Origin of the sequence: Paracidovorax cattleyae (assembly GCF_900104515.1) — a bacterium.
Lineage (GTDB): Bacteria > Pseudomonadota > Gammaproteobacteria > Burkholderiales > Burkholderiaceae_C > Paracidovorax > Paracidovorax cattleyae.
This window is the reverse complement of the sequence record NZ_FNJL01000077.1, coordinates 1-4,519: the sequence shown is the minus strand read 5'-3', so window position 1 is coordinate 4,519 and position 4,519 is coordinate 1. Positions and strand designations below refer to the sequence as shown.

Here is a 4,519-nt window from a genome sequence, read left to right as displayed (position 1 = left end):
GCGTCACCACTTCGGGATTGACGACCTCTAGGTGGCGCAATCTCAACAGTCGCTCAACCGCTGCGGGCGCGCCTTCTTGACGCCGCCACCGAAGCGGAGGTTCTCAGATGCATCGAATGATGTGAACGCTGTTAGGAGAACTTGGATGGCGCTCTGGTAGCGATTTCAGGACAGCAGAACGCACCAGTTGCACCAGCATCTGATGCTCATTTGGCCTTTAACGCCGGCATGTTGCTGCTATGCGGGGCTTCTAGGAATGACTAGTCATCGACACTGACCTCCAGTTCGGTCTCGGCTTCCACTTCCTCGGTCTGCGCTTGAAGTTCGGCAATAGCTGCTCGAAGCGGTTCGTAAATTGTCATTTCTCCGCCCAAGATTTCAAAGGTCACTGCAAGCACATAGCGCGCCGTCGAGTCCGGATCATGGCTCCAACCCTGGTGGCCCACTACGGCGATGCAGAAGTGGTCAGGAAGGCTGTTAGAGCGGACGACGGCCCAGTCCTTCTGTACCGTTCCGCTGTTGCGCTTGAAGTCCCGGATCAGGCCATCTTGGGGTTTGTCATGAAGTACCCAAGGTAGCGTAGAGCCGGACAGCGGAGCCTCGCCGTTGGCGGCGTCTTTCATGGCACGCACGCGGAAATCATGCAACCCCTCGCCCAGCTTGCTGGCCTTCCAATCCACCCAGGTCGAGAGATAGCGGCGCAGGTTGCGGCGCGTGCGTCGCGGCTGGGCAACATAGGACAGCGTTATGTCAATGCGAATATCGAACTCGTCGGCCTGCTGACGCAACTCGGCCGGGATCGGCACTTGGTACACATGGCACCCGCCGGCATGGATTTCGGTCTCACCGCTCGTGATGAGCGTTGTTCGATGATCCGTGTTCGTGGTGGCCCTCGCTTCGTCGGGAATGCCGAAGCCTAGGCAACGGAAGGCGCTCGACGCTGCGGCGAGCAAAGCCTGCTTTTCCCCAAGCGTTATGCTGGGCGGCGGATTGCGCAAGCGCGCCAGCAGATCTTCTGCCCAGGCCGGCCACTGGGCTGATTGCACAACGAGGGCGCGATACAAGAGAGCCGGCTCGGCAGGCAGAACACGTTGCACTTGCGCCGCGACGCGCGCTACCTTAGGCGTTGCATAGGAAGTGCCAGCAGCGTCACGATCAGCTGCCGGTCCGGGGGCGTGCAGTGTCGAGCGGACTAAGTTGGGGCAAGCGGAAGGGATGACGCCGCCGGCCTGAATGTCTAGTGGCGCGTTGTTCGTGCGCGCAGCGTCGCCGCCGTACTCCACAACTTCGGGCTTGATGACGTTCCAGATCCCGGGGCCTGTCCGCGAGAACGCTGACGGGCCTGCGGGTTGTGTGGCAAAGGTACGCCATGCCCCTTGCTCGGCGGCGTCGTAGGCGATCGAGCCGACGGTTAAAGCCTGCAGGCTCTGGCCCGGGTTGGCGATGCGGGCCGCATTTTCTGTGAGGTAGGCGGGATACTCTCTGCCAGCAGTCAGGTGGTCGGCGATGCCAAGGAATGGGGGCGTGCCTTGCAGTGGCAGGTTGCCAGCGCTTTGCACGATGAGAACATCCCGTTCGTTGCACAACTGATCGATCTCGGCCGCCCAGGACGACATGTAGCGCGTGCGGCAGTAGCTGCGCGCGTTGATCGAGTGATTGAAAACTCGGGTCTGGCGCGGGCCGTCGTTGAAGCGTTCGACGGCCTTACGCAGCGCTTCAGGCGGGAACAACTCGACCGGCATCGCGTTCTGGGCGTCGAGCACGCGAGCGTTCTGAATCCAGAACGGTAACTGCGGTGCGCCGGCGACCGGTACGTTCTCGCCATAAAGCACGGCGCCTGCGACACGCGTGCCGTGGCCGCCTGGCGCGACTTCATCGGCGACGGCCGCCGTGGCTTGGTCCGGTAAAAAGCAATGGGATGCGGCCTGGTCGATGCCGGGCTGGAGTAAGACGTGCGCCTCTTGGATGCCACTGTCAATGACGCAGACGGCAGGCGCGTCAGCATCGGGTGCGACCGGCGTGACTGCGGACGCCGCTTGCGCGCTTGGCTGGCCTTGGTTTTGTGGTAGTGCGATGTCTTCCGGTTCGACGACCTCGAAGATGTAGGGGTAGTTGAGGACGAAGTCCTTCAGCCCTTTACCCGAGATCTTCAGCCGGACAGTGAAACTGTCCGGCAGCACGCCCGCATCGAAGTCGGCACTGTCCCTCATATGCAGGATTTCGGCTTGATAGAACTCGGTGAACTTTTGGATGGAAGTTTCGCGTTCGATCTTGATGTCGTCCCACTCGTTGTACGCGCTGGCCCGCCGCTCCGACCACTCGTATTCCTTAGCGGCCCATTGGGCGTCGGTCGCACGTTTGCCACGCACTGGGCGCGCCGGAATTTCCTGCGTGCCGGAGCAGGCGATGCCAATGTCGACGATGTAGAGTTGGTCTTCGCCGATAGTGCCCCACGATGCCATCAACTGCTCAGAAAGTATTCGGTCCAGCCGGTCCATCTGGTTCGGATCGTCGAACAGCGCGTGGATTTCGGCGATGGTCGCCGAGCCGCGCACGGTGACAGCAAACCCTTGAACCATGTTGCGGAAGGTCGTCAGCTGAGTGTCCTCAGACGCTACGATCACATAGCCGTCCTCCTGCTCTGCAACGATCTCGAATTGAAACTTTGCGCGCAGCGCGTCAAGGTCGAGGCCGGTGTCAATCTGCAGCAGGATAGGTATGCCCGCTGGAATGTCCGGCAAGGTCTGGTTCGCCACTTGGCGCTGCGCCTTGCGGGCCTGCCAGTTCGCACTGAGCGAGTGGGCTGCGGCATCCAAAGTGGCGCTGTGCGCCTGTCGTTGCGCACCTTTGTTTGCTAGCGTTTGCGGTGACGGATCGCCACCTCCGCGCAGGCGAGCCTTGCCTTGGTAGCGCAGGAGCAGTGGAAGGTGTTCAAAGTTGTGCACTTCCGCCATGGTTTACGCCCTTTGCGCCGTGTCGTACCGCTGTAGTTCCTCGACGGCCCTTAGCAGCTTGTCTTGCGACAAGGACTGACGACTGGCCAGCACAGCCGCTTTTGCAGCGTCCTGCGCAGCCTTTACGACCATCGCAGCCGAAGAGCCTTCTAGCTTGGCAACCAATGGGTCCCAGTCGATGGTTCGGTCCATTCGCACGCTAGACAACGCCATCTTCAGCAGCCTCTCAATCTCGATCTTACCGGGTAGTGGGATAGAGAAGACATCGTCGAAGCGCCTAAACAGCGCGGGGTCCAACGCGGACTCAAGATTCGTGGTCGCTACTAGCAGGCCAGGCGCGTCGTACTCTTCCATAAGCTGCAGCAGTGAGTTGACGATGCGAGACACTTCGCCAATGTCCTTAGATGCAGTGCGTGATCGTGCAATGAAGTCGCATTCGTCGAGTAACAGCACACATGGCTTCTCCCTGGCGCTGCTGAATATGGATCGCAGGTTTTGGGCAGACTCGCCAAAGAACGAGGAAATAAGCACGTCGAAGCGCACCTTCATCAGCGGTAAGCCTGTATTCCAGGCGAGCCGCTTCGCGCCCAAGGATTTACCGCAGCCCGGCGGGCCGTAAAGTAATACGGTCTTACGTGGCTTGAGTCCAAAGGTACGTAGCCGGTCGCGTGCTGCGAACTCGGCTTCAATGCGGGCGAAGCGCTGCTCGACAGCTTTGGGCAGCACCATGTGGTGCTCCAACTGCTCGTGAGGGATGAGCGTGGCCAGAGTCTCCCCATGACGCCGGCTCATGGGCAGCTCTTGGAGCGTGCGCTCAACGGCAGTCGGCGGAGTCGGTGATGGCTGCGCACGTTTCGTCTTATGCTGTTTGAGAATAGCCTCCAACTGTTCAGCCAGCCTGACATGACCTGTCTTGCGTTCTGCTTCGACGATCTTGCCGGCAAGCCGGTCCAAGTCAGACTGCGAGCCATCGGCAATGGCTCGTACTACTCTTTTGAGAATATCGGCATTCATGCGATATCACCTTTACTTGCGAGCCGTTGGGCGAGTGGTCGCACGCCGATGGGCTGGATTTCATTGCCACAGGCTGGTCCGCGCACTTGCAGCCTGATCGATTGGTGCTGAAGCGTCGCAGTCATGCGATGAATTGCACGCCGCGCTTTTGAACCAGATGCAGCAGCTTGAGCGCAGTGCCCGCGGGCTTTTTCTGCCCGATCTCCCATTTCTGAACAGTCGAAAGACTCGTGTTCAGTAGCCGCGCGAAAACAGCTTGACTAACGTGCGCATTTTCACGGATGCGCTTGATTTCGGCGGGTTCTAATGGCTCTACTTGTGGTAGGGACAGCGGGTCGATCTCGCGTAGCGTGACCTGTTCCATAAGGCCAGCCTTGTACAAGCCTTTGGTCGAGTCGCGTACTGCCTCAACAACGTGTGACTTTGTCTTGCGCATCACGATCTAACCCTATTGGTACACTCCCAAGCTCGTCATTTTATAGCACCTGGTGCTATGGATGCGCAAGCGGAATTACCTGCGGCCGCACGTGTTGCAGAGCGTTGCTATCGGC

The 4,519-nt window shown here is 59.7% G+C and carries 3 protein-coding genes; all 3 read right to left on the bottom strand.

The genetic code is table 11. The annotated features are described in order from the left end of the window. Positions 1–260 precede the first annotated feature (260 nt). The 3 genes from BLR05_RS25465 to BLR05_RS25455 all read right to left on the bottom strand — a co-directional run bounded on the left by BLR05_RS25465 (position 261) and on the right by BLR05_RS25455 (position 4,332). Positions 261–2,954, bottom strand: a complete 2,694-nt coding sequence (locus BLR05_RS25465) for a S8 family peptidase (protein ID WP_208606077.1) — start codon at positions 2,952–2,954, stop codon at positions 261–263. Between the two features lie 3 nt (positions 2,955–2,957). Continuing rightward, a complete protein-coding gene (locus BLR05_RS25460) occupies positions 2,958–3,968 on the bottom strand; it encodes an AAA family ATPase (protein WP_092840590.1) in 1,011 nt (336 codons plus the stop codon). A 121-nt stretch (positions 3,969–4,089) separates the two neighbouring features. Continuing rightward, complete coding sequence (locus BLR05_RS25455) at positions 4,090–4,332, bottom strand: helix-turn-helix domain-containing protein (protein ID WP_244160193.1); 243 nt, start codon at positions 4,330–4,332, stop codon at positions 4,090–4,092. Positions 4,333–4,519: the final 187 nt, after the last annotated feature.

What these genes read in the sequence shown, in the direction of transcription:
- BLR05_RS25465 (WP_208606077.1), bottom strand. Translation starts at nt 2,954, where the DNA reads ATGGCGGAAGTGCACAACTTTGAACACCTTCCACTGCTCCTGCGCTAC.
- BLR05_RS25455 (WP_244160193.1), bottom strand. Translation starts at nt 4,332, where the DNA reads ATGGAACAGGTCACGCTACGCGAGATCGACCCGCTGTCCCTACCACAA.
- BLR05_RS25460 (WP_092840590.1), bottom strand. Translation starts at nt 3,968, where the DNA reads ATGAATGCCGATATTCTCAAAAGAGTAGTACGAGCCATTGCCGATGGC.